We start from the raw sequence: 22,746 nt of genomic DNA on the forward strand, positions 1-22,746 counted from the left end.
TGTATTCCATCGCTTTACCAAATATTGACCTGTCGGCACACTGCTTGCCATACCAAGAGCACGGCAAACGTGCATCGCGCAAGCACACAGATCAATTGGAGGAAAGAAATGGAAGCTACCCACAAACCGTCGGTCTTGATCGTCGGCGGCGGCATCGGCGGCATGGCCGCCGCCCTGTCCCTGTCGCGCCTGGGGCTGGCCGTCACCGTGCTGGAACAGGCATCGACCCTGGGCGAGATCGGCGCCGGCATCCAGCTGGCGCCCAACGCTTTCGCCGCGCTCGATGCCTTGGGCGTGGGCGAACGCACGCGCGCCAAGGCTGTCTTCACGGAACGCCTGGTGATGATGGACGCCGTCGATGCGAGCGAGGTAGGCACTTTCGTCGTCGATGCGGCCTTCCGCGAGCGCTTCAGCAATCCCTACGCCGTCATCCACCGCGCCGACATCCACGGCGCCATCCTCGACGCGGTGCGCACCTCGCCCCTGATCACGTTTGTGACGTCGTCGCAGGTGACGGATGTGGCGGAAGACGACGCGGGCGTCACCGTCACGGACGCGGCAGGGCGCAGCTTCCGCGCCGATGTGCTGATCGGCTGCGATGGCGTCAAATCCGTCATCCGCGAGCGCATCGTGGGCGACAAGGTCCGCGTCTCCGGCCACGTGGTGTACCGCGCCGTGGTGCCGGCCGCCGACATGCCGGCCGACCTGCGCTGGAACGCGCCCGTCGTCTGGGCCGGCCCGAATTGCCACCTCGTGCATTACCCGCTGCGCAATGGCGAGCAATACAACCTGGTGGTGACCTTCCACAGTCGCGAGCAGGAAGCGTGGAGCGTCACGGACGGCAGCAAGGAAGAAGTGCTGTCCTATTTCGACGGCGTGCATGCGCAGCCGCGCCAGCTGCTGCACAAGCCGACGACTTGGCGCCGCTGGAGCACGGCCGACCGCGACCCCGTCGCCAACTGGAGCACGAAGCGCATGACCCTGCTGGGAGACTCGGCCCACCCGATGCTGCAATACCTGGCGCAGGGCGCCTGCATGGCGCTGGAAGACGCCGTCACCCTGGGCGAAGCCGTGCGCGCCTGCGATTTCGACATGGCCGCCGCCTTCCAGCTGTATCAAACCTCGCGCATCGCCCGCACGGCGAGGGTCGTGCTGTCGGCGCGCGAAATGGGCCGGCTGTACCACGCCAAAGGCGTCGAGCGCCTGGTGCGCAATGACTTGTGGCGCGGGCGCACGCCCGCACAATTCTATGAAGCGCTGGCCTGGCTGTATGGCTGGACGGCGCACACCTGCCTGGCCACCACCGAGAAGGACGCAGCATGACTTCCCATCAAACGCCCGAACGCGAGGCTTTATATGCAGCCCTGAGCGGCATGCACCTGTCGCCGCTGTGGCAATCCCTGCACACCCTGGTGCCGCCCCATCCGACGGCGCCGTATGCCCCCGCCCTGTGGCGCTATGCGGACATCGCACCGCAACTGGCGCGCGCCGGCGAAGTGATCACCGCCCACGAAGCCGTGCGCAGAGTCCTGGTGCTGGAAAACCCGGCCTTGCCTGGGCGTTCGTCGATTACGCAATCGCTGTACGCTGGCCTGCAGCTGATCTTGCCCGGCGAAGTGGCGCCCTCGCACCGCCACAGCCAGTCGGCGCTGCGCTTTGTCGTCAGTGGGCAGGGCGCCTATACGACGGTGGCGGGCGAGCGCACCACCATGCACCCCGGGGACTTCATCATCACCCCGTCGTGGACCTGGCATGACCATGGCAACCTCGGCGTCGATGGCGTCTGCGAGCCTGTCGTCTGGCTCGATGGCCTCGACATTCCCATGCTGCGCTATTTCGATTCCGGTTTCGCGGAAAACGACACGCAGGACAGCCAGACCGTCAGCCGCCCGGAAGGCCAGAGCTTCGCCCGCTACGGCTACAACATGGCGCCCGTCAAGTCGCTGCACGCGGGCGCCACCTCGCCCATCTTCAATTACCCGTATGCCCGCTCGCGCGAAGCGCTGGACCTGTTGTCGCGCACGGATGCCATCGACGCCTGGCACGGCTACAAGCTGCGCTACACGAACCCGCTGACGGGCGGCTCGCCCATGCCCACCATGGCCACCTTCATGCAGCTGCTGCCCAAAGGTTTCAAGGGCCAGCGCGCGCGCAGCACCGACGGCACCGTCTACAGCGTCGTCGAAGGCCACGGCAAGGTGACGATAGGCGCGCAGGTATTCGACTTCGCCCCGCGCGACACCTTCGTCGTGCCATCGTGGGCCGTCGTCTCTTTCGACTGCCCGCAGGACGACGTCGTGCTGTTCAGTTTTTCCGACCGCCCCGTGCAGCAAGCGATGGGCGTGCTGCGCGAGCAGTTTTTGACTGACTAACTCTATTTTTTTGCCCACCCCGTAAAGAGCCGGGGTCGGACCCTGAGGGGGAATGCGTCCCAGTGGGACGCGTTCCGATCCCGCAGGGACTGACCCCAGATTTCAATTTCCCTCAATGGACCACTGAAAACCATGACCAACTTCATCTTCGCCCCCCAAGCCATCGCCGGCCTGCCCATCCTTGGCACGGACGCGCAGTTCCCCGTACGCCGCATCTACTGCGTGGGCCGCAACTACGCCGCCCATGCGCGCGAAATGGGCTTCGATCCCGACCGCGAACCGCCATTCTTCTTTTGCAAGCCGAATGACGACAAGTCCGTGGTGCCCGTGCTGCCCGGCGTGACGGCCACGGTGCCGTATCCGGCGCAGACGTCGAACTACCACCACGAGATCGAACTGGTGGTGGCCATCGGCAAGGGCGGCAAGGACATCGCCCTGGAGGACGCGGCGTCGCACATCTTCGGCTACGGCGTGGGTCTGGACATGACGCGGCGCGACCTGCAGATGCGCATGCGCGAACAGGGTCGCCCGTGGGAGATCGGCAAGGCTTTCGACTATTCGGCCCCCATCGGCGCGCTCACGCCCATCGCGCTATCCGGCGAGATCAGCACGGGCGCCATCGTGCTGGAAGTGGATGGAAAAATCGTGCAGACGAGCGACCTGACGCACCTGATCTGGTCCGTCAATGAAGTCATCGCCAATCTGTCCACGCTGTTCGAGCTGCAGCCGGGCGACATCATCATGACGGGCACGCCCGAAGGCGTGGGCGCCGTCACCCGGGGGCAAACCATGGCCGCGCGCATCGCCGGGCTGACACCGATCACCGTCGCCGTGCAGTAAACACCATCGGGCCAGCGCGGCACAGATCGCGCAGCCCCAGCGAACAATAACAATGGAGACAAGACAATGACTACCCACGCCGGCACCGACGTCCAGCACTTCCTCGACAGCCACCCGTTTTCCCGCTACCAGAAGCTGATCCTCTGGCTATGCTTTCTGATCGTCGCCATCGACGGCTTCGACACGGCCTCGATCGGCTTCATCGCGCCCGCCATCCGCGCCGAATGGGGCTTGACCCCCGCCGCGCTGGCACCCCTGTTCGGCGCGGGCCTGTTTGGCCTGATGGCCGGCTCGTTCCTGTTCGGCCCCCTGGCGGACCGCTACGGCCGGCGTCCCGTGCTGATCGTCTCCGTGGCGTTTTTCGGCGCGGCCAGCCTGCTGTCGGCCTGGTCGACGGATCTGACGATGCTGCTGGTGCTGCGCTTTTTGACGGGGCTAGGCCTGGGCGGCGCCATGCCCACTTCCGTGACCATGACGTCCGAATACTGCCCGCAGCAGCGCCGTTCCGGCCTGGTGACCATGATGTTCTGCGGCTTTACCATCGGTTCCGCGCTGGGCGGCCTGGCCTCGGCGCAGCTGCTGCACCTGATCGGCTGGCGCGGCGTGCTGATGCTCGGTGGCGCCTTGCCGCTGCTGCTGGTGCCCGTGCTGCTGCTGGCGCTGCCCGAATCGCTGCGCTGGCTGGTGCTGAAAGGCCGCGACGCCAGCCAGGTGCTGAACATCGCACGCCGCATCGCACCCACCGTGGCCACCTTGCCGCGCCTCGTCGTCAGCGACAAGAAACTCGCCGGCTCGCCCATGGCCGAATTGTTCCGTCCCGGCGTGATTGGCGGCACCTTGCTGCTGTGGTCCACGTTTTTCATGAGTTTATTGATCATCTATCTGCTCTCGAGCTGGATGCCGACGCTGTTGAATGGCAATGGCCTGTCCCTGTCGAACGCCTCGCTCGTGACGATGATGTTCCAGGTGGGCGGCACCGTCGGCGCCATCATGCTGGGGCGCTGGATGGACCGCTACAGCCCGCATAAAGTGCTGAGCATCGCCTACCTGGCCGCCGCCGGCTGCATCGTTGTCGTGGCCCTGTCCGGCAGCAGCCTGGCCCTGCTGGTGCTGGCCGTGTTTGGCGTGGGCTTCGGCGTGAGCGGCTCGCAAGTGGGCGCCAATGCCCTGGCCGCCGCCTTTTACCCCACGTCGAGCCGCGCCACGGGTGTCAGCTGGGCCGCTGCCGTGGGTCGCAGCGGTTCCGTGCTCGGTTCCATGGCCGGCGGCCTGATGCTGACCCTGAAACTCGATAACGAAACCATCTTCTTCCTGCTGGCCATTCCGGCCGTGCTGGCGTCCCTGGCCTTGCTGGCCATGGGGCGTTTGATGCGCACCCGGACTGCCGCCAGCGCCGTTCCCGCTACACTGAAAGAGAGCACCGTATGAAACTGCATGGCTATTACCGCAGCTCCGCGTCCTACCGCGTGCGCATCGCGCTGAACCTGAAACAGCTGCACGCCGACACGGCCTATGTGCACCTGAGCCGCAATGGCGGCGAGCAGTTCACGCCCGCGTTTTCCAGCCTGAACCCGCAGCACCTGCTGCCCGTGCTGGAGGACGGCGGCGCCGTGCTGACGCAATCCCTGGCCATCATCGAATACCTGGACGAGACACAAACAGGGCAAAAACTGTTGCCGGCCGATGCCCTGGGCCGCGCCCGCGTGCGCCAGCTGGCCATGGTCTGCGCCTGCGACATCCACCCGCTGAACAACCTGCGTGTCCTGAATTACCTGACGGGCCCTTTGGCCCTGTCGCAGGAGCAGAAGAACGCCTGGTACCAGCACTGGACGCATCTGGGCCTGGCCGCGCTGGAAGCGCAGCTGGCGAGCGGCGCACATACGGGCATGTTCTGCCATGGCGACACGCCGACCCTGGCCGATTGCTGCCTGGTGCCGCAGGTGTACAACGCGCGGCGCTTCCAGTGCGACCTGGCGCCGTATCCCACGATCCTGCGCATCGTCGCGCACTGCGAGGCGCTGCCGGCGTTCCAGCACGCGCACCCGGATGCACAGCCAGACGCAGAATAAAAACCACAAAAAACGGAGACAAGCATGAGAAAAATCAACGCCACACGCAAGCTGACTGCGCTGGCGCTGCTGGGCGCGTGCGCCTGCAGCGTGACCACAGGCGCTTACGCGCAAAGCGGCGTCACCCTGTACGGAGTGCTCGACAGCTCCGTGGCTTACACAAGCAATGTCAACGCGGCCGGCGACAGCATCACCAAGATGCCCACCTTGACGGGTTCATTGCCATCGCGCTTCGGTTTCAAGGGCGTGGAAGACCTGGGCGGCGGCCTGCAAGCGATCTTCGCGCTGGAATCGGGCTTCGGCGTCGACACGGGCATCGCGGGGCAGGGCGGGAGATTATTTGGCCGCCAGTCGTGGGTGGGCTTGAAGGGCCGCTATGGCAGCGTGATGCTGGGGCGGCAAATGAATATGTCGTTCTGGGCCACGCAAAAGTCCGACATCATGGGTCCGGCCCTGTTTTCCATCAGCAGCCTCGATCTGTATCTGCCGAATGCGCGCAGCGACAACGCCATCGGCTACCTGGGCACGTTTTCCAACGTGACCGTGGGCGCCACCTACAGCCTGGGGCGCGACGCCTCGGCGGCGGGCGGGCCGGCCGCCACGGGCTGCGCGGGCGAAGTGGCGGGCAATGCCAAGGCTTGCCGCCAAATCACCGCCTTGCTCGGTTACGACACGGGCCGCTATGGCGCCACGGCCTCGTACGACATCCTGTATGGCAACGCGGGCGCGGCCAACGGCCTCACGTCGAGCCGCAACTTCGACCGCCGCGTGATTGCCAGCGCCTATGCCATGGTTGATAAGCTGAAAATCGGCGGCGGCATCATCGACCGCAGCATCCGCGCCGCCACGGGGCCCGTTGATTCGCAGCTGCTGTACTTCGGCGCCGCGTATCCGCTGGCGCCCGCGCTGGTCCTCGATGGACAGTTCGCCAGGCTGGCCGTGAAGGACAGCCCGAACGATGCCACCCTGGCCACCGCGCGCCTGACGTATCATTTATCCAAACGCACGGCCATCTACGGCGCCATCGGCCGCATGGATAACGATGGCGCGGCCGCCGTGGCGCTGGACGCGGGCGGCACCGTGGGCGCGGGGCGCACGCAGAATGGCGTGATGGCGGGGATGCGCCACTTTTTCTGACGCATTCCTATGGGCTGCCTTGCATGTCGTGGCGGTAGCGCGCCGGCGGCAGCTCGAACTGGGTCTTGAAGAAGCGGGTGAACGCGCTTTGCGAGGAAAACCCCAGGCGCTCGCTGATGTCCGCCACGCTCAGGTTCGTTTCGCGCAGCAGGCGGCGCGATTCGCGGCTCTTGGCGCGCAATTCCAGCGCGCGGAACGAGGTCTGCTCCTGCTGCAACTGGCGCTGCAAGGTCCAGCGGTTCATCGCCAGGCCATCGCACAGGGCTGGCAGCAGCGAGGTGCCGTCCACGTCGGCCTGCTGGCCCAGCAGATCGATGATGGCTTGCTCCACGCGGGCCGAAAACAGCTGCGCGCCCTGCAACTGCTGCAATTGCCCCTGCGCGTGCCGCAGCGCGTGCGGCGCCAGCATGGCGTTGAACTGGGCAAAGGGCCGGTCCAGCGCCGGCGCGTCGAACGTCAGCGTGTTGCGCGCCTGGCCGAAGGTGGCGGCGGCGCCGAAGCACTCGGCAATGGCGGGCGCGAACCACGGCGCCTTGCCCTGGAAGCTGGCGTGGAAGGCGGTGTCCGTGCCTTCGTCGTAGGCGCGCGCGACCAGCGACAGCATGCGGAAATTGGCCAGCGCCTGCATGGCGCCCCCCAGCGGGCAGAACTCGGACAGGTATTCGATCTCGATGCGCGTGCCATTTTCGCTCATCAGCATGAAGTCGAATTCGCCGATCAGGCCCCGCAAGTGCAGCAGCTCGTGCAGCGCGCTGCGCAGGGTGGGGCGGTTGAAGCAGACGTGGGCGATGCCCGAGTAATGCGCGAACCAGTGCGTCACGTCGAGATCAAGCAGGCCGCGGTGCTGTGGCAATTGCTGGGCGTAGGCCGTCATGCGGCGGTGCCGCTCGGCGTTGATGCGCCCGCCAGGTTCCGTGAGCTGCGCCGGCATGATGCCCGTGTGGCGGAAAAAGTCGGCGGGGTCGTGCCCATCGGCCTGCATGGCGCGCGCGCATTGCTGCGCGATGCGGTTCGAAACCGTGCGCGTATCGGGTTTGTGCAAGGGTGTCTCCTGCTTGTTGTAGTAATTTTTCACAAATATTAGCACTTTGTAGGAGATTGTTGGTTGTCGTGCCGTCTAACCAAAAATTGTTCTCGCGGGTATAAAACGCGTGCTGTGCGGTCAAGAAACTCACGCATTCTCACGCTATATTGTTTTCGGCCGGCCTTGCTGCCGCGCCTTGATACCTACAAAAACAGTCTTGGAGATAATGATGAATTGCACTTTGAAACCGATGGCCCGCGTGGTCGCCGGCTGCGTCGCTACGCTTGCCCTGGCCGCCTGCGGCAACGATACCGTCAGCGAGGAATACAAGCAGCCCGTGTTTGGCGCCACCACCTTTGGCCAGCTGAAGGTTGACGGCTACACCTTCAAGGATATGAACCGCAACGGCAAGATCGATCCGTACGAAGACTGGCGCCTGCCGGCCGAGGCGCGCGCCGACGATCTGCTGTCGCGCATGAGCCTTGATGAAAAAGCCGGCCTGATGATGCACGGCACGGCGCCCACCGTGTCCGATCCTTCCGGCATCGGCCTGGGCGGCGCGTATGACCTGGCCGCCCTACAGAATTTGATCGTCAAGCAGTACGTCAACACCTTCATCACGCGCATGGCGGGCGACACGGCCAATATGGCGTCCCAGTACAACAAGGTGCAGGAAATCAGCGAAACGTCGCGCCTTGGCATTCCCGTGTCCATCAGCACGGACCCGCGCCACCATTTCCAGTACACGGTGGGCGCCAGCGCCGGTACCAAGGGTTTCTCGCAGTGGCCGGAAACCCTGGGCCTGGCCGCCATCGGCGACGACGCGCTGGTGCGCCGCTTCGGCGACATCGCGCGCCAGGAATACCTGGCCGTCGGCATCACGCAAGCGCTGTCGCCGCAGGCCGATCTGGCCACCGAGCCGCGCTGGTCGCGCATCAACGGCACCTTTGGCGAAGACGCCGACCTGGCCAAGCGCATGGTGCAGCACTATATCGAAGGCTTCCAGGACGGGAACACGGGCCTGCATGACGGCAGCGTGGTGGCCGTCGTCAAGCACTGGGTCGGCTACGGCGCCACGAAAGAGGGCTACGATGGCCACAACTACTATGGCCGCTACATGACCTATCCGGGCAATAACTTTGCCTATCACGTGAAACCGTTCGAGGGCGCCTTCACGGCCAAGGCGGCCTCCGTCATGCCCACCTACGCTCTGCCGGACGGCAATATCACCATCGATGGCATCACGCTGGAACAAGTGGCGGCCGGCTTCAGCAAGACCATGCTGACGGATCTGCTGCGCGGCAAATACGGTTTTGAAGGCGTGATCCTGTCCGACTGGGGCATCACCTCCGACTGCGACGCCAACTGCCGCAACGGCACGGCGCCGGGCGTGGCGCCTTCCTTCATCGGCTTCGGCACGCCATGGGGCATGGAAGACGCCACCAAGGCCGAGCGCTACGTGAAGGCGGTGACGGCGGGGATGGATCAGTTTGGCGGCGTGACGGAAGCGCCATACCTGACGCAGGCCGTGCAGCGTGGCCAGCTGACGGAAGCGCGCATCAACGCCTCGGCGCGGCGCATCCTGGTGCAGAAATTCAAGCAAGGCCTGTTCGAACACCCGTTTGTCGATGCGGCCAAGGCGGCGGCCACGGTGGGCAAGGCGGACTTCATCGAGGCAGGCCTGGAGGCGCAGCGCCGCGCGCTGGTCCTGCTGGAAAACAAGGACAAGGTCTTGCCGCTGGCGGCCAGCGTCAAGAAGGTCTACCTGTATGGCATCGATGCGGCCGTGGCGCAGCAGTATGGCTACACGGTGGTGGCCACGCCACAGGAAGCGGACGTGGCCCTGCTGCGTGTGGCCGCACCGTATGAAACCCTGCACCCGAACTACATCTTCGGCAGCATGCAGCACGAGGGCCGCCTGAACTATGTCGACGGCGACGCCGACTACGAGGCGATCAAGAACGCGGCGAAGAACGCGCCGAAGACGGTGGTGACGGTGTACCTGGACCGCCCGGCCATCCTCGGCAACGTGCAGGACAAGGCCAGCGCCATCCTCGCCAACTTTGGCGTCAGCGACGGCGCGCTGTTCGATGTCCTGACGGGCAAGGCCAAGCCGCAAGGCAAGCTGCCGTTCGAGCTGCCATCGTCGATGGCCGAAGTGCAGGTGCAGAAATCGGACCTGCCGTATGACACGGCGCATCCGCTGTACAAGTTCGGCTACGGGCTGGGGTACTGACAGGAGCGGGACGGGCCGCCCGGCGCGGCCTGTCCCCGTCCGATTGACAGTCCCCTTGCGCTCGCCGATACTGGCCGCTTCGTTCGCCGTTTTGTTCGCCGATTCTGCCAGGAAGGAAACCCCGATGTCCGTCACTCCGCAATTGTGCAAGACCGTGCTAGTCGCCGCGCTTGCAACCGCGCTGGCCATGCCCGCCATGGCCGCCGTCCCTGCCACCGCCAGCGCGCCGTCCGCCTGGGTCGAGGCCAGCAACCGTAACGCGGCCATCGTGCTGGCGGCGCAGGCGCAGTTTTCTCCCGAAAACGCTTCCGACACGGGCCTGGCGCAGTACGACGGACTGGCCGCCGACCTGGGGCCGAATATTGTCGAACGCCAGGTGGCGGCCATGCAGAAGGCGCGCGCGCAATTGCAGCTAAAGCTGGTGGCGGAGAAAGATGAACGCATCCGCCAGGATCTGCAAATACTGATGAACGCCGTCGACCAGGAAATCATGGGCGCCCAGCTGGATGCCAAATACACCCTGCCGTGGGTCGATGTGCCGCAAATGGTTTTTGGCAGCATGCAAAGCTTGCTGCAGGAACAGCGCCCGGCCGCGCGCCGTGCCAAGGCGCTCGAGCGCCTGCAGCGCTACGTGGGCCAGTTCCCGGGCAGCACGCCGATCACGCAGCAGGCCAAAGCGCGCTTCACGGAAAAAATCGGCAAGCCTGGCCTGACGGGACCCGTGCGCCTGCAGGTGGAGCAGTCGCTGGAAAACGTGCCAACGTATATCGCCGGCATCCGCAAGCTGTTCGCCGACATGAAAATCACTGGCGCCGAACCTGCGCTGGCGGCCATGGAACAGCAGCTGAACGCGTATGCGGCGTGGGAAAAGCAGGTGGTGCTGCCCCTGTCGCGCACGGATTTCCGCATGGCGCCCGAGCTGTATGCGTTCCGCCTGAAACAGGTGGGCATCGACATCGAGCCGCGCGCGCTGGTCGAACGGGCGCAGGTGGCCTACCTGGAAACGCGTGCCGCCATGCAGGCGCTGGCGCCCGTGGTGGCGGCCAAGCTGGCCTTGAAGGGAGTCGACGGCTCGGATTACCGTCAGGTGCTGCGCGCACTGAAGGCCGATTCCATCCCGAACGAGCAGCTCGAGGCGCACTACAAGGACGTCAATACGCAGCTCGAAGAACGCATCGCCCGGCAGCGCGTGGTCGATATCCCTGCGCGCGCCATGACCATGCGCCTGGCGTCCGCCGCCGAATCGGCAGCGCAGCCGGCACCGCATATGCGTCCGCCTCCGCTGATCGGCAACACGGGAGAGCACGGCCAGTTCGTCCTCCCCGTCAGCAATCCGGCCGCCAGCGGCAAGGGCGAAGCGTATGACGATTTCAATTTCGCGGGCGCCGCATGGACCCTGAGCGCGCACGAAGGCCGTCCCGGCCACGAGCTGCAGTTCAGCGCGATGGTGGAGCGGGGCGTGTCGCAGGCGCGCAGCCTGTACGCGTTCAACAGCGTCAATGTGGAAGGCTGGGCGCTGTACGCGGAAGCGGAGATGATCCCCTACGAGCCGGCCGAAGGCCAGTTCATCGCGCTGCAGTTCCGCATGCTGCGCGCAGCGCGCGCCATGCTCGACCCGATGCTGAACCTGGGACAAGTCACGCGCGAGGAGGCGGGACGCATCCTGACGGACGAAGTGATGCTGTCGAAAGCGATGGCGCGCCAGGAATTGGACCGCTATACCTTCAACGCGCCAGGCCAGGCGGGCAGCTATTTTTATGGCTATACGCGCATCCTGCAATTGCGCGCGGAAACGGAGCTGGCGCTGGGTGCTAAATTCGACCGCCTGGCCTTCAATAACTTCCTGCTGGGCCAGGGTTTGCTGCCGCCTGGCCTGTTGGCCAAGGCCGTGCGCGAACACTTCATCCCCGAGCAACGCAAGGCGAAGGGCTGACGACGGGCCACTCCGCGCTGCGCCGCATACCCTATACTGGCGCCTTCAAGTGATGACGTGAGAGTGGCTGTATGTGGCGTGGGATCGTATGTGGTTTGCTGGCCGGCGCCTTCTGGGGCGCCGTTTTCATTGTGCCGGTCTTGCTGCCAGATTTTTCTCCGCTCGAGCTGATGGTGGGCCGCTACGTCTGCTATGGCGCGCTGGCGGCCGGCCTGATGCTGCCGCGCCTCTTGCCCCTGCTGCGGCGCTTGCGGCGTAGCGACTGGCTGGCCATGCTGCGCCAGGCGCTGGCCGGCAATGTCGTGTATTACCTGCTGCTGGCGTATGGCGTCAAGCTGGCGGGCGTGGCGGCCACTTCGCTGATCATCGGCTTGCTGCCCCTGAGCGTGACGATTTTTGGCCGCAAGGACCATGGCGCGCTGCCCCTGCGCCAACTGGCCTTGCCGCTGCTGGTGGTAGCGCTGGGCATCGCCTGCATCAATCTCGATATTTTCAGCCATGCCGGCGGCGCAGGCGGCGCCAGCCTGGCGCACAAGCTGGCCGGCGTGCTGTGCGCCATTGGCGCGCTCGCCTGCTGGAGCTGGTATGCGCTCGATAATGCCCGCTTCCTCAAGCGCCACGCGCATTTCAGTTCGGTGGAATGGGCCATGCTGTATGGCCTGGCCAGCGGCGTCATCGCCCTGATCGTTGGCGCCGTGATGCTGGCGCTGCAGCAGGCAAGTGGTGCCGATGACGCGCCTGCGCGCGACTGGCCCCGGTACTGGCTGGTGTGCCTGCTGCTGGCGCTGGGCGCTTCCGTGGTCGGTAACTACCTGTGGAACCTGGCGTCGCGCCTGGTGCCGGTCACCCTGTCGGGGCAGCTGATACTGTCGGAGACCTTGTTCGCGCTGCTGTATGGATTTGTGTATGCGCAGCGCATGCCGCGCCCCCTGGAATGGGCGGCGATGCTCTTGCTGACGGCGGGCGTGTTGTGGTCCGTGCAGCGGCACGCGCAGGAGGAGGGAGAAGGGCGTGGGGCAGGGCGGACGTAGCGAAAAATACATCGTTGCGGGCCTGCCGTTTGCACGGGGTGGGCCGTATAATGACGTTCATTTGCTGGCCACCCAGGAGTTCCGCTTGCAGCTACCGATCCGTTATCCGAACATGCCGCAGTTGCTGCTGAAGGCCCGCGACAGCCTGCTCCAGCATTTCCGCCCCATCCTGAATCACTTCGGCGTGACGGAGCAGCAGTGGCGCATCATGCGCGCGCTGAACGAAAGCCCCACGCTGGAACCGCGCGAGCTGTGCAATATCTGCCAGATTTCCAGTCCCAGCATGAGCGGCATCCTGGCGCGCATGGAAGAAATCGGCTTGATCGGGCGCAGCAAGTTCGAAGGCGACCAGCGCCGCCGCAAGGTGCACCTGTCGGAAGCGGGCGCCAGTTTGCTGCTGCAGATGGGTAAACTCATCGACCTGCAATATGCCCACCTGGAAACAGCCTACGGCAAGCAAGTGTTCGAAGACATGCGCCGCGCGCTGGAAGCTTTTATTGCCCTCGAAACCCTGCCGGTGGCGCCCGCCATCCTGCGCTGAACCCCAAACCTCTCCTTGCCTGAGCATTCATCGGGCGCGTGTTTTTCAACACGCGCCGCCGCTGCTTTTCTCATGCCTGTTTCGCATTTTCCCGCATCCTGCCGGGCTTGCGTCCGCGCGCCTGCCAGTTTTGCTATAAGACTACGCCCAACAGTCAATTACTTACATGTGAGTAAATAAGCGTATAATTTGCCCCACTTGATCCAGGTCAAGAAGAACAGCGGATTCCCGCTCGCTGGATGGGGCGGCGACGCGGCGCCACAGCCGGTATTGCGCCATCGCGGCGGCAATGCTTGTCTGGCGTACAACAAAACAGGAAAGTCAGGAAAAAATGAACACACCATGCATGCGCGCTGCGGCGCTGGCCGTTTCCACGCTCATCGGCGCAAACGTTTGCGCCCAAAGCAATGTCACCATTTACGGCGTGGTCGATGCGGCTACCGCCTACGCGAGCAACCAGGGCGGCAATTCGAATACTTACATGCGCAGTGGCAGTTTGTCCGCCAGCAAGATCGGTTTCCAGGGCGTGGAAGACCTGGGCGCTGACCTGAAGGCGCTGTTCCTGCTGGAAAACGGCTTTGAAAGCGATACGGGCGCGCAGAGTTCGGCCAGCTCCCTGTTCAACCGCCAGGCCTACGTGGGCCTGCAATCGAACGCCTACGGCACCCTGACGGCCGGCCGCCAGTACACGCCTTACTACCTGCTGGTGGGTTCGCTGGCGTCGAGCAACGTTTTGACGGGCGCCACCGGCGCTCACCCGGGCGATATCGACGGCCTCGATACGACCGTGCGCATCAGCAATTCCGTCACCTACAGCATGCCCGCATGGCGCGGCCTGCAGGCGAGCGCGCAATACGGTTTTGGTGAAGCGGCCGACGGCAATGCCGCGGGCAGCAGCTTCAGCGCCGCCGTCAAGTACAGCACCTCGCCGGCCGAATTCGCGCTCGGCTATCTGAAACTGAAAAATGGACAGCATGGCGCCGGCTGGAGCGACAACGCCTCGGCCAGCTTCGGCATCTCCGCCATCAACCAGGGCTACGCCTCGGCCGAAAGCATCGAATTCATCGCCGCCAGCGCGCGCTACACCATGGGCAAGTGGATGGTGGGCGCCAATGCCAGCAATGTGCAATACCAGGCGGGCAGCCGCTCGGCCTTTCGCGATACGGCCATCTTCAACACGGCCGGCCTGATATCGAGCTACCAGCTGACGCCGCAGTGGTTCCTGTCCGCCGGCTACAGCGATACTTTCGCCAGCCGTGCCAACGGCGTGTCGGACCGCGCGCGCTACCGCCAGCTGTCGTTCGAACAGAATTATGCGCTGTCCAAGCGCACGGCCATCTACCTGATCGAAGCGCGCCAGCTGGCGCGCGGCCAGACCCTGGGCCAGGGCGGCGCCATCATCGATGCCGTCGCCTCGGTCGGCGATTCGCAAAACGGCACGCCATCGTCGAACGGCGGGCAGACGGTGGTGATGGTCGGTCTCAAGCATTCTTTCTGAACGGTTGCTGAACTCACGGGAGCTTCAATTGGACGCTATACACAATAAGGAGGGCCGCGGCCCTCTCAATCCCGGCCGCCGCATGGTGCTGGCCGGCTTGCTGTCGGCTTCGGCCGCGGCGCTGATTCCCTGGGCGCTGGCCGAACCGGTCGCCAGTGCGGAGCAGGGCGCCTTCCTCGGCGTGTCGGCCATGCTGGTCGGGCGCCAGGTGCTCGACCCCGTGCTGGCCAGGCGCCTGTATGACGCGCTGGTGGCGCAGGACGCCGCCTTTCCCGCCAAGGTGCGCGCGCTGCTGAAGCTGATCAATGCGCAGGGTCTGCAGGCGGCCGGCTTGCAGGAAGCGCTCGACGCGCTCGACCCGGCCCAGGCGCCGCTGGCGGCCTTGCCGCGTCAGATCGCCAGCGCCTGGTACCTGGGCATCGTCGGCACGGGCGAGGCGGCCGTCTGCGTCGCCTACGAGCAGGCGCTGAACGCGGCCGTCGTGGCCGACGTGCTCAAGCCCCCCACGTATTCCTACGGCGCCTACGGCAGCTGGGCCAGAAAACCAATTTAAGGAGCCATCATGGCTGAAGAACTCTCCGCCGATTACCTCGTCATCGGCTCCGGCATCATCGGCTCCCTGGCCGCGCGCAAGCTGGCGCTGGCGGGCGCCTCGGTGCTGATCCTGGAAGCGGGCCCGCGCGTGTCGCGCGGCGAAATCGTCGCCCGTTTCCGCAACACGACGCGCCGCAGCGACTGGATGTCGCCGTATCCGTCGGTGGCCACGGCGCCGCACCCGATCTACCAGCCGAAGGATAACGGCCATCTGGTGCAGGCCGGCCCGTATCCGTATCCGGCCGAATACATCCGCCAGTTCGGCGGCACTTCGTGGCACTGGGCCGCGCAGGCGTGGCGTAATGTGCCGAACGACTTCCGCATCCATACCCTGTATGGCGTGGGCGTCGACTGGCCGATCAGCTATGAAGACCTGGAACCGTTTTACCAGGAAGCGGAAGACATCATGGGCGTCTCGGGTGCCGACAATACGGGTTCGCCGCGCAAGCAGGCCTTCCCGATGGATCCGGTGACGGAGCCGTACGCCATGCGCCGCATCCGCGAGCGCCTCGACCCCGCGTACAAAGTGGTGGGCAATACGGTGGCGCGCAACAGCGTCAGCTACGATGGCCGTCCGGCCTGCTGCGGCAACAACAGCTGCCAGCCGATCTGCCCCATCGACGCGCAATATCACGGCGGCATCGCCGCGCAGCAGGCGGAAGACGCGGGCGTCAAGATCGTCTGCAATGCCAACGTCTACAAGCTGGAACACGACGCGCAGGGCCGCATCACGGCCGCGCTGTATTACGACGTCGACAAGAACAGCCACCGGGTCACGGCCAGGACCTTCATCCTGGCGGCCAACGGCATCGAAAGCCCCCGTTTGCTGCTCGTTTCCGCCTCGGACAAATACCCGAATGGCCTGGCCAACAGCAGCGACATGGTGGGCCGCAACCTGATGGACCACCCGAGCACCTCGATCACCTTCGACGCCGATGAAGACCTGTGGCTGGGCCGGGGCCCGCAAAGCCCCAACTCCATCAACACTATGCGCGACGGCGACTTCCGCAGCCAGCATTCGCCATACCGTCTGGACTTCACGAACATTTCGAGAGTCGACGGGGCCTCGAAGGAATTGATCGGCAAGGGCGTCTTTGGCGCCGAATTCGAACAGCAGCTGCGTTTCCGCTCGGCGCGCGAAATGAGCCTGAAAAACGTGCTGGAAGTGCTGCCGAACCCGGAAAACCGCATTGCCCTCAGCAGCGAAAAGGATGCCATGGGCATCCCCAAGCCGCAGGCGCATTATGCGATCGACGAGTACACCAAGCGCGGCCACGAGCGCTCGAAGCAGGATTTCGAGCACATCGCCAAGCTGATGGGCGGCACCAATCTGCGCCACAGCAAGGAAGGCGTGTTCGCCAACAACCAGCACATCTGCGGCACCTTGTCGATGGGTTCCGATCCGGCCAAGGCCGTGTGCGACCAGTGGGGCCGCACCTTCGACCACGCCAACCTGTTCTTGTGCAGCACCGGCGTGCTGCCTACGTCCGGCACCTGCAATTCGACGGAAAACGGTCTGGCGGTGGCTTTGCGCACCGTCAAGCATATCCTTGACGAACAACAGGGAGGAACAGCATGATGGCGACCTTCCGGCTGGCGGCCGGCGCCGCTTTGTTATCCCTCATGGCCTTGCCGGTGCTGGCGGCGCAAGCTCCTGGCGCAGACGTGCAGGCGATCGAACGTGGCCGCTACCTGGCCACGGCGGGAGACTGCATCGCCTGCCATAGCGTGCCGGGCGGCAAACCGATGGCGGGCGGGCTGGCCCTGGCCACGCCATTGGGCGCCATCGTTGCCACCAACATCACGCCATCGACAACGCATGGCATCGGCAACTACACGCTGGCGCAGTTCTCCGACGCCGTGCGCCACGGCGTGCGGGCTGACGGCGCGCACCTCTACCCGGCCATGCCCTACACGGCCTACGCCAAGGTGACGGATGACGACACGGCCTCCCTGTACGCCTACTTCATGCATGGCGTGGCGGCGGTCGATACGGCGCCGGCGCAAAAGACGGACTTGCCGTTCCCGTTCAACATCCGCCTGTCGATGGCGCTCTGGAATAGGCTCTTCCTCGATAAAAAACCGTTCGTGGCCGATGCGTCGAAAAGCATGGAGTGGAACCGCGGTGCCTACCTGGCGCAAGGCCTGGCCCATTGCACAACGTGCCACACGCCGCGCAATGCGCTGATGGCCGAGCAATTGTCGAAGGAACTGGGCGGCGCGGACCTGGGTACCTGGTACGCGCCGAACATCACCTCGGACGTCAACAGCGGCATCGGCAGCTGGAGCCAGCAGGAGCTGGCCGGCTACCTGCGCACGGGCCGCGCGGCCAACAAGGCGCAGGCGGCCGGACCGATGGCCGAAGCCATCGACTATAGCCTGAAGCACCTGAGCGACGCGGACTTGAACGCCATCGCGCACTATGTCAAGAGCGTGCCCGCCATCCGCGACAAGGCGGACGTGAAACCGGTGACGCAATGGGGCAAGGCTGGCGACGAGCTGAATGCCATTCGTGGCGTGCCGCTGCCGCAAAACCTGAACAGGATGTCGGGCGCGCAGCTGTACGATGCGCAGTGCGCCAGCTGCCACCAGGCCAGGGGCGAGGGCAGTTTCGACGGCAGCCTGCCGCCGTTGTTCCATAACTCGGTGACGGGCCGCAGCAACAGCAACAACCTGGTGATGGCGATACTCGATGGCGTGGAGCGGCAGGACGGCAAGGGTAATCATACTGCGGGACATCTGATGCCCGCCTTCCGCCAGACCCTGTCGGACGAGCAGATCGTCACCCTCGGCAATTACGTGCAGACGATGTACGGCAATCCCGCTGTCAAGGTGACGGCGGAGCAGGTGACGACCTTGCGCAATGGCGGTCCTGCCTCGAACCTGATCGGCCTGGCCCGCGCGGCCATCATCGTCGGCGTGCTGGTGCTGCTGGCACTGCTGCTGTGGTGGCGGGGACGGCGGCGCAAGGCGGTGTAAGCCCTGAAGCGGAGGCTGGGGTCTGACCCAAAGGGTCTGACCCCTTTTTTTTTACGCCGCAAAACCACCGTCGATCTTCAGCCCGGCGCCCGTGACGAACGCCGCTTCCGCGCTGGCCAGGTAGGCGACCATGCCGGCGATTTCATCGGCCGTGCCGTGGCGGGGCAGGGCCATCAGGCCGTGCATCAGGTCGGCGAAGTCGCCGGTCGGCGGGTTCATGTCGGTGGCGACTGGGCCAGGTTCCACATTGTTGATGGTGATGCCGCGCGGCCCCAGGTCGCGCGACAGGCCTTGCGTCAGGCCGATCAGCGCCGATTTGCTCATGGCGTAGGCGGCCGCGCCGCCGAACGGCATGCGGTGCGCATTCGTGCTGCCGATATTGATGATGCGCCCGCCCGTCTGCATGTGCGCCACGGCCGCCTTGATGGCGACGAACACGGCGCGCACGTTGACGTTCAAGGTCTTGTCGAAGTCTGCCAGCGAAAAATCGTCGATGGCGCCGGGCAGGAACACACCCGCGTTGTTGACGAGGATATCGATACGGCCAAACTGCGCCGCCACCTTGTCGATGGCCGCCGTCAGGGCTGCGGCGTCGGCCGCATCGGCCTGCACGCCCAGCGCCTTGCCGCCGGCTGTTTCCACCGTGGCGGCCAGCGCCTGCGCTTCGGCGGCGGAGCTTTTATACGTGAAGACGACATTGGCGCCCTGGCTGGCCAGGCGGCGCACGATGGCCGCGCCGATGCCGCGCGAGCCGCCCGTCACAAACGCGATCTTGTTTTGCAGTGGTAAAGAGGTGTTGCTGGTGGCTTGGGTTTGCATGATGGGCTTTCTGTGTGAGGAGTCGAGGAAACCAGTATCTGCTTTCCATTGCCAGCGCGCTAGCCATGAATCGCTACAATCACTTTCAACCATCAGTATCAAATGAGGGGGTAAAATAGGCGCATGGACGCCCTCAATCACTTGCAATCGTTTGTGCTGTCTGCCGAACTGGGCAGCTTTTCGGCGGCTGCGCGCCGTCTGGGGCTGACGCCGGCGGCCGTCAGCAAGAACGTGGCGCGGCTGGAAGCGAGCCTGGGATTGCGCTTGTTCCAGCGCAGCACGCGGCGATTGACCCTGACGGAAGGCGGCGAGCGTTTCCTGCAGCAGATAGGCGGCGCCCTGTCCACCCTGCGTGAAGCGATCGCCGGCGTGGCCGAAGAGGGCGGCCAGCCGGCCGGCATATTGAAAATCAGCATGGCGCCGTCGTTCGGGCGCAGCTACGTGGTGCCCCTGCTGGGCGACTTCATCGCCCGCTACCCGGGCGTGGTCCCCGACTGCCATTTCGACAACCGGCAAGTGGACTTGATCGGCGAAGGGTTCGATGTCGCCATCGGCGGCGGCATCGAGCTGACGCCGGGCGTGGTGGCGCGCGAACTGGGCCACGTCCACGTCGTCGCCACGGCGTCGCCCGCCTTCATGCAAGGTAAAACCATGCCCATGCACCCGTCGGATCTGGCGCACTTCGACGGCGTGGCACGCCGCTCGGCCGGCAGCGGCAGATTGCGCAGCTGGATACTGCGTGACGGGCAGGGCGGCGAAGGCGTGGCCGAATCCCGCCCGCGCGCCATCTTCGACGACCCGGACGCGATGGCGCAGGCGGCCGTCATGGGAGTCGGCGTAGCGCTGCTGCCCATGCCGCACGCGCTGACCCACTTGCGCAGCGGAGCGTTGATCCGCTTGCTGCCCGGCTGGCATGCCGATTCCGGTCCCCTGTCCGTGTACTATGCCAGCAAGAAGCTGCTGCCCGCGAAGACGCGCGTCTTCGTCGATTTTTTGCTGGAGCAATTCCGCCAGCGCGATTTCGCCGCGCAGATACGGCCCGATTACAACACCTGACAAAATCGTAGCGAGCGGAAGGAAGGCTCGGTGCCCCCGTTGGCTCGAGAGGCGCAACTGTACGAAGTACGGGGCCGCCGAGGCAGTAAGCATCACAGACCGCAAATTACGACGCGCAGTAGGTGTTGATAGCTGTTCTACTACATGGTTATGGCCATTCTCGCTAGCGCTAGCCGCCACATTGTTGTAAATATACTTTCTTTTCATAAATAACATGACATGGCGGGTGGTGGCGACACGATCTGTCGCTACGCTTGTGTAAGATGAAAACATTCCGAAAAGAAAGTTTTTGTCTGTGCCGTCCATTCCTGACAGATCTCATCCACGAATCGCCGCATGCGCTTGCCGCGCGACTATAGGTATGGGATCAACATCGCCTGGAGCGCAGTTATTTAAACCGTTGTCGATAGAAAGTCCTCACGATGCATTCTCCTGAAATTTTGCTGCAAGATTTGAACGCTGCCTTACGCGAATTGCATGGCGCCAGTCAGTTGATTGACGACGAGCGCCTGCGCACCGACATGCCGCTGATCATGCGCCGCCTGTTGCTTGCCGAAGTGCTGGGCACGACGTCGATCCTGGCGATCGGCGGCTCGCAAGGGGCGGGAAAAACTACACTGCTGCGCTCGCTGTATGCGCTCGATGGCGAGTCGGCGCAATGGTTGCAGCCCAACGAAGGCCGGGGCGAGAAGCTGCCCGTGCTGGTGCTGGAAGATGTGTCGCACACCGAGGTGCAGGGCGCGCTGCGCTGCCTGCGCAAGCAGGACGGGCAATACATGCTGGTGGAGGACGACGTCGATGTCGCCACCTTCCAGAAAGCCGTATGCGACCCGGAAATGGACGTGCTGCTGCCCGTGCTGAAGGTGCCGCAACGCTATTTCAACCGGGCGAACCAGGCCTGGCTGCTGCTGCCTGGCTACGAGACGCAGGACCGCGAGAATAAATCATGGCAGGAACTGATGCGCCAGGCCCTGGTCGGTGCGGTCGGCTGCATCGTCGTCACGGACGAGACGCGCATGGCCAACCAGCAGCAGGTCGACATCGTCACCGACATGCTGCAAGGCGAACTGGGTGGCGCGCAAACCCTGGTGGTGATCAGTAAAACGGAGGCCGCGCGCGGCAAGCCGGAGCGCCTGCAGGCGTTGCGCGATACGGCCGCCCATGTGTTCAAGGTGCCAGCCGACTTGGCCGGGACCAGAATCATTTGCGTCGGCGCGGATGACCAGAACTATCGTCAAGACTGGCTGCCAGCTTTGACCAAGGCGATCCAGGACCTGTCCTGCTCGGGCGGCGGCGACCGCAAGGCGCAACTGAGCCGTCTGGCAGGGGTGCTGAGCCGTGACCTGACCTCGGTGCTGGGACTGGTGCACAATAAAACCAAGCTGCTCTTTCATGAGCGTGAGAGCGGCAAGGAGGGCTTGCAGGCAGTGCGCAGCTATCTGGAGGCCTTCGACGAGGCCAGGGATAGCTTGCGCGAGGACTATCTGGTAGGCGTCGATCAATTGCTGCAAGCGCATCTGGGTGCGGCCTGGAAGACGCTCGAAGGCAGCTTGATCAGCGATCACGAGGGTGTGGTCAACAAAATCAAGGACTTCGCCAGAACGGCCACGCAAAGCCACCAGCACATAGCGCAGAGCGTAAGCGCATCGTGGGGCGGCCAGGCCAACGTGCTGGAAAAGCACACCGACATGATCGGCGGGCTGACGCAGAAGAAACTGCGCGGTGAGCAGGGCCAGCAAGTGCTCGCCATCGCGCACGGAAGCGATGCGACACCGATGCAAAAACTGGGCTATGTCGATGCAAAGCAGCAAGTGATTGCCTGGCGGCGTCCGGACGAGGACGACCAGCAAAATCTGCGGGTGATTTTGGGCGTGAAGGGGGCGCCAGAGGGGCAGGCCCAGCTGGTGACCAAGGATGTCGTCAGCGCGATCAAGCTCTTGCCGGCGCTGACGCTGGAATATGCGCGGCTGGCCAGCATGATGCCCGCGCTGGTGGGCCTGACGCCGGAATTGAAGGCGGCAGAGGCGTCCGATCAAGCCGACATGATGAAAAAGGCGGTGCAGCAATTGGGCGACGGCGTGACCTTGGGCAAGACGGTCTTGCGCAGCATTGCCACCGTCTTTGCCGTCGATGTGCTCAGCGATGGCGATGTCGATGTGATCCCTGCGCTGATGAGCATGTTCAATCCGGCGTCCGCCTCGGCCGCGGCTGCCGGCACCGGTACGGGCGGCACGGCGGCGGCCGGTGCCGCCATCGGCGGCGTTGGCGCCGCCGTGGTCGGCGCAGTGGCGGTGGGGTATCTGGCGTATTCCGCCATGCAGGCCACGCGCATCCATGACGAGAAGGCACGGCTCGTGTCGCAATCGATGTTGCAGAGCATACAGGCACACCACCACAAGCATTTCATCCATCATTTCAATCAGATGATGGGCCAGATGCGGGGCCGGCTGGAACAGTCATTGCGCGCGCGCTACCGCCTGGATGAAGCGCTGATGGAAAAAGACCGCCTGGCGAAGGCCCTGGCCGATGTTCGCTCGCTGCAGCGTGACCTGCTGTTCGAACTGGGCCGGTCCGGACATACGATGGCGCTGTTCCATGCGGATGCGGCCGCGTGAGC

18 protein-coding genes are annotated in these 22,746 nt (G+C 64.6%); 16 read left to right on the plus strand and 2 right to left on the minus strand.

What is annotated here, in order from left to right; translation table 11 throughout:
• Positions 1-108 precede the first annotated feature (108 nt).
• From CLU93_RS23525 to CLU93_RS23550, 6 genes are all read left to right on the plus strand, one after another.
• Entirely contained in the window at positions 109-1,323 is a 1,215-nt protein-coding gene (locus CLU93_RS23525; RefSeq protein WP_099763553.1) for a 3-hydroxybenzoate 6-monooxygenase, read from the plus strand.
• Positions 1,320-2,372, plus strand: coding sequence for a gentisate 1,2-dioxygenase (gtdA, locus tag CLU93_RS23530; RefSeq protein ID WP_099763554.1), 1,053 nt, complete (start codon positions 1,320-1,322; stop codon positions 2,370-2,372). Before CLU93_RS23525 ends, gtdA begins: the two co-directional genes overlap by 4 nt.
• Positions 2,373-2,504: 132 nt before the next feature.
• Positions 2,505-3,212, plus strand: a complete 708-nt coding sequence (locus CLU93_RS23535; RefSeq protein ID WP_099763555.1) for a fumarylacetoacetate hydrolase family protein — start codon at positions 2,505-2,507, stop codon at positions 3,210-3,212.
• A gap of 66 nt (positions 3,213-3,278) precedes the next feature.
• Positions 3,279-4,640 (plus strand): MFS transporter, encoded by a 1,362-nt coding sequence (locus tag CLU93_RS23540; RefSeq protein WP_099763556.1) that lies wholly within the window; start codon positions 3,279-3,281, stop codon positions 4,638-4,640.
• Complete coding sequence (maiA, locus tag CLU93_RS23545; protein WP_099763557.1) at positions 4,637-5,281, plus strand: maleylacetoacetate isomerase; 645 nt, start codon at positions 4,637-4,639, stop codon at positions 5,279-5,281. Before CLU93_RS23540 ends, maiA begins: the two co-directional genes overlap by 4 nt.
• Before the next feature lie 24 nt (positions 5,282-5,305).
• On the plus strand, positions 5,306-6,418 hold the full coding sequence (locus tag CLU93_RS23550) for a porin (RefSeq protein WP_099763558.1): 1,113 nt from the start codon (positions 5,306-5,308) through the stop codon (positions 6,416-6,418).
• Between the two features lie 7 nt (positions 6,419-6,425).
• Here the strand turns inward: CLU93_RS23550 and CLU93_RS23555 are convergent, their stop codons facing one another.
• A complete protein-coding gene (locus CLU93_RS23555; protein WP_099763559.1) occupies positions 6,426-7,460 on the minus strand; it encodes a helix-turn-helix transcriptional regulator in 1,035 nt (344 codons plus the stop codon).
• Between the two features lie 208 nt (positions 7,461-7,668).
• Here CLU93_RS23555 and CLU93_RS23560 point away from each other — a divergent pair, with 208 nt between their 5' ends.
• The 8 genes from CLU93_RS23560 (at position 7,669) to CLU93_RS23595 (ending at position 18,254) form a co-directional block, all read left to right on the plus strand.
• Positions 7,669-9,678 (plus strand): glycoside hydrolase family 3 protein, encoded by a 2,010-nt coding sequence (locus CLU93_RS23560; RefSeq protein WP_099763560.1) that lies wholly within the window; start codon positions 7,669-7,671, stop codon positions 9,676-9,678.
• Between the two features lie 124 nt (positions 9,679-9,802).
• Positions 9,803-11,611 carry a DUF885 domain-containing protein gene (locus tag CLU93_RS23565; RefSeq protein ID WP_218968353.1) on the plus strand — a complete coding sequence of 603 codons (1,809 nt, stop codon included), beginning with the start codon at positions 9,803-9,805 and terminating at the stop codon, positions 11,609-11,611.
• 71 nt (positions 11,612-11,682) lie between these two features.
• Positions 11,683-12,642: a DMT family transporter gene (locus tag CLU93_RS23570; RefSeq protein WP_099763561.1), complete on the plus strand. Its 960-nt coding sequence runs from the start codon at positions 11,683-11,685 to the stop codon at positions 12,640-12,642.
• Between the two features lie 85 nt (positions 12,643-12,727).
• A complete protein-coding gene (gene hpaR / locus CLU93_RS23575; RefSeq protein ID WP_257225069.1) occupies positions 12,728-13,183 on the plus strand; it encodes a homoprotocatechuate degradation operon regulator HpaR in 456 nt (151 codons plus the stop codon).
• A 331-nt stretch (positions 13,184-13,514) separates the two neighbouring features.
• Entirely contained in the window at positions 13,515-14,681 is a 1,167-nt protein-coding gene (locus tag CLU93_RS23580; protein ID WP_257225070.1) for a porin, read from the plus strand.
• Between the two features lie 28 nt (positions 14,682-14,709).
• Positions 14,710-15,234, plus strand: coding sequence for a sorbitol dehydrogenase family protein (locus CLU93_RS23585; RefSeq protein WP_257225071.1), 525 nt, complete (start codon positions 14,710-14,712; stop codon positions 15,232-15,234).
• Between the two features lie 9 nt (positions 15,235-15,243).
• The gene (locus tag CLU93_RS23590; protein ID WP_099763564.1) at positions 15,244-16,854 is read left to right on the plus strand and encodes a GMC family oxidoreductase; all 1,611 of its coding nucleotides are present in this window, start codon (positions 15,244-15,246) and stop codon (positions 16,852-16,854) included.
• Positions 16,851-18,254 carry a c-type cytochrome gene (locus CLU93_RS23595; RefSeq protein ID WP_099763565.1) on the plus strand — a complete coding sequence of 468 codons (1,404 nt, stop codon included), beginning with the start codon at positions 16,851-16,853 and terminating at the stop codon, positions 18,252-18,254. Before CLU93_RS23590 ends, CLU93_RS23595 begins: the two co-directional genes overlap by 4 nt.
• Before the next feature lie 51 nt (positions 18,255-18,305).
• Here the strand turns inward: CLU93_RS23595 and CLU93_RS23600 are convergent, their stop codons facing one another.
• Positions 18,306-19,073 carry an SDR family oxidoreductase gene (locus tag CLU93_RS23600; RefSeq protein WP_099763566.1) on the minus strand — a complete coding sequence of 256 codons (768 nt, stop codon included), beginning with the start codon at positions 19,071-19,073 and terminating at the stop codon, positions 18,306-18,308.
• A gap of 123 nt (positions 19,074-19,196) precedes the next feature.
• On the opposite strand from CLU93_RS23600, the gene CLU93_RS23605 reads away from it, so the two are divergent.
• On the plus strand, positions 19,197-20,129 hold the full coding sequence (locus CLU93_RS23605) for a LysR family transcriptional regulator (protein ID WP_099763567.1): 933 nt from the start codon (positions 19,197-19,199) through the stop codon (positions 20,127-20,129).
• Positions 20,130-20,551: 422 nt separating this feature from the next.
• Positions 20,552-22,744: a sugar kinase gene (locus CLU93_RS23610; RefSeq protein ID WP_143451795.1), complete on the plus strand. Its 2,193-nt coding sequence runs from the start codon at positions 20,552-20,554 to the stop codon at positions 22,742-22,744.
• The last annotated feature ends 2 nt before the right edge of the window (positions 22,745-22,746 follow it).

It is taken from the genome of Janthinobacterium sp. 35, from assembly GCF_002754575.1.
Classification (GTDB): Bacteria; Pseudomonadota; Gammaproteobacteria; order Burkholderiales; family Burkholderiaceae_D; genus Janthinobacterium; species Janthinobacterium tructae.